The sequence below is a fragment of the Candidatus Thioglobus sp. genome (assembly GCF_028599055.1).
GTDB lineage: Bacteria > Pseudomonadota > Gammaproteobacteria > PS1 > Pseudothioglobaceae > Thioglobus_A.
Window position 1 is genome coordinate 1 of sequence record NZ_JAQRMS010000140.1, and the last position, 2,807, is coordinate 2,807.

General features: G+C 38.9%; 4 protein-coding genes. 2 read left to right on the forward strand and 2 right to left on the reverse strand.

What is annotated here, in order from left to right; all coding sequences use genetic code 11:
* Positions 1-459: 459 nt before the first annotated feature.
* Positions 460-1,200 (reverse strand): RNA methyltransferase, encoded by a 741-nt coding sequence (locus PSN35_RS06855; RefSeq protein ID WP_300031306.1) that lies wholly within the window; start codon positions 1,198-1,200, stop codon positions 460-462.
* Positions 1,201-1,213: 13 nt separating this feature from the next.
* Between PSN35_RS06855 and PSN35_RS06860 the strand changes: the two genes are divergently transcribed.
* Together PSN35_RS06860 and PSN35_RS06865 are read left to right on the forward strand one after the other, a co-directional pair.
* Positions 1,214-2,017, forward strand: a complete 804-nt coding sequence (locus PSN35_RS06860) for an inositol monophosphatase family protein (protein WP_300031314.1) — start codon at positions 1,214-1,216, stop codon at positions 2,015-2,017.
* Between the two features lie 3 nt (positions 2,018-2,020).
* On the forward strand, positions 2,021-2,248 hold the full coding sequence (locus PSN35_RS06865; protein ID WP_300031308.1) for a DUF3955 domain-containing protein: 228 nt from the start codon (positions 2,021-2,023) through the stop codon (positions 2,246-2,248).
* Here the strand turns inward: PSN35_RS06865 and PSN35_RS06870 are convergent.
* On the reverse strand, positions 2,229-2,807 hold a 579-nt coding region (locus PSN35_RS06870; RefSeq protein ID WP_300031312.1), incomplete at its 5' end, for an SDR family NAD(P)-dependent oxidoreductase. The two genes, PSN35_RS06865 and PSN35_RS06870, sit on opposite strands and share 20 nt — an antisense overlap.

A 2,807-nucleotide genomic window follows, 5' to 3' on the forward strand; every position in this document is an offset into this window, starting at 1 on the left:
AACCCGCCTAGTAAATTTATTTAGAGTTTACTCTATTTTAAATTCTCTAGGTCGGGTTGATTGGCTTGTTAGACGCCGCAGGCGGTCTGACAAGTTAATCTACTATTGCCACGCCGTTAGAGCCGACCGCTCTGCGGTCGGCTCTAACTATTATTATAAGGATATATTTCCTTATATTGCGATATTAAAAATAAACCCTGTAAAAAACAACTAAATTCCATCTGTTTTAAGATAAAATTTATATTTTTACCTAATATTTGATATTTAGGTAAAAAATTAAACACGATTTAACTTTTAAATTTAATGCAACAAATGATAACAGGTAAAAAAACCGATTATTGAGTAAATGAACCAATAATCAGGGTTAGAGTATTATTTGTTTACTATTTAAAGATAAAACCGGCATTTAATCCATGTTTCAGATGCTTTTAACGCTAGAAACTCCATTTGAAAAATTTTCTATTTTTTAAATGGATGGATATTTCTGAGAATCCCCCTAAATATCGCAACTTCTTCTTTTTCAGGTTCAGCCCTGCCAAAGAAACGACGCATGCGGCGCATAAGCAACTCTTTAGGGCGTTTTTCTTCAAAGTAGTCAATGTGCTCCAACACTTGAGCAAGGTGTGCGTAAAAACCTTCTAACTCAACATTGCTGGCTAGCTCATTGGTGCTTTTTTCAAACTCTGTGGTGGTGTTATAAACATAATGTTGATAAGCAAACACCTGAATGGCCGAAGCCACATTGAGTGAGAAATAATTAGGATTACCAGGGATGGTCATCAGAATTTGACACAAATCTAGCTCCTCATTGGAAAGGCCAGAATTTTCAGTGCCAAATACTACCGCCACTTCTCGCCCTTGTGTTGCTGTGGTTTGTTGAATTTGCGCACATGCGCCTACTACATCCATTTGTCGCCATTTAATATTGCGTTGACGGGCACTTGCGCCAATCACCAAATGCGTATCTGCTAAAGCTTCTTCTAATGAATTACAAACTACCGCTTGCGACAAAATATCGTCCGCACCACTAGCACGTGCAGTAGCTGTAGCTGATGGATGCGCTTTTGGATTAACCAAATAAAGCTTGGAAAGATTCATATTTTTCATCGCCCGTGCCGCTGCGCCAATATTACCTGGCTCAGTGGTATTAACCATAACCACACGTACATTATCAAAGGTATAATTCGTGTCTTTTTCCATTTGTCTATTAATTATGCATCCTACGCTTAATATTGCTGTTAAAGCCGCTCGAAAAGCGGGTGACATCATCCTTAGATATCACAATCAAATCGATCTATTAACGATTGAAAATAAAGCTGCTAATGACTTCGTTTCTGAAGTGGATAAAGCAGCTGAAGACGCTATTATAGACGAGTTGAAATACGCCTTTCCTGATCATTCGATTCTAGGTGAAGAAAATGGCGAAATCATCGGCAAAGACAAGCGCTTTGTATGGATTTTAGATCCACTTGACGGCACCACTAACTACCTTCATGGTTTTCCACAATATGCGGTTTCTATTGCACTTTATGAAAATGACGAGCCAACCCATGCGGTGGTCTACGACCCTTTTAAAGAAGAGCTATTTACCGCCTCTAAGGGTGATGGCGCTTATTTAAACGAACAAAGAATTCGTGTTACTAGCACGAACGGCTTTGAAGACACCTTAATTGGCACTGGATTCCCATTCAAAGCACCGCAACACTTGGATGCTTATCTTGATATGTTTAAGGCAATTCATCCAAAAGTTGCCGGTATTCGTCGCGCCGGTTCTGCGGCACTAGACTTAGCTTATTTGGCTGCCGGCAGAATGGACGGCTTCTGGGAAATTGAACTTAATATTTGGGATATTGCTGCAGGCGTACTGCTGGTTAAAGAAGCTGGCGGTTATGTGGGTGATTTTTCTGGACGTGGAAAATACTTAGAAACTGGCAATGTGGTTGCGGGTAATGAGAAAGTTTTTAAAGAAATTTTAAAAACCATTCATCCACATTTAACAAGTGACTTACAATGTTAAACAATGCCATTTCAAAATAAAATTTTAAAAAATTCTTTATTTTTATTGCTTTTAGGTGTTGTTTTTCTCTTGCTTGAAAATATTTTTTTCCAATATGTAGATGCTCAAGGCTGGCTACACGAAAGCTTATTTATGCCACTTGGGGTTTTTTCTTTGATGGCAGGCATTACTGGTATTGTTATTTATTTTGTTTTATTTGGTTTAAGTTTAATCAAACATCGGACAAAGTAAACTGCTCGCCATTTAACGCACTAGATTGCTTACTCATTAAATACACGATTGCTGGCGACATACTCTCTGGCGTTGGATTATTATCTGCATTTTCTGCTGGGTAAGCGATTTGACGCATTTTAGTACGCATGCGTTTTGGGTCAAGCGAATTAGTTTTAATATTGGTTTTTTCCAACTCTTCTGACAAGGTTTTACTCAAACCTTCAATCGCAAATTTACTCACCCCATACGCACCCCAATAAGCTCTTGCGTGACGCCCTACGGATGACGATAAAAACAAAATACGTGCATCATCAGATTTATTTAAAGCTGGTATTAAGGCCTGAGTCAACATAAATGGCGCATTAACATTGATCTGCATCGTAGCATACCAAAGCTTTAGGTCGTACTGTTCAATTGGCATCATGGTGCCAATAATACCGGCGTTATGAATCAAGCCATCAAGCTGGCCAAAATTATCCAACACATCTTTTTGCAATTGTTGGTAATGCTCAGGCGTTGCCCCTTCTAGATCTAGCGGATATAAAATTGGCTCTGCAAACCCTGCATCCACCACTTC

What these genes read in the sequence shown, in the direction of transcription:
- PSN35_RS06860 (WP_300031314.1), top strand. Translation starts at nt 1,214, where the DNA reads ATGCATCCTACGCTTAATATTGCTGTTAAAGCCGCTCGAAAAGCGGGT.
- PSN35_RS06865 (WP_300031308.1), top strand. Translation starts at nt 2,021, where the DNA reads ATGCCATTTCAAAATAAAATTTTAAAAAATTCTTTATTTTTATTGCTT.
- PSN35_RS06855 (WP_300031306.1), bottom strand. Translation starts at nt 1,200, where the DNA reads ATGGAAAAAGACACGAATTATACCTTTGATAATGTACGTGTGGTTATG.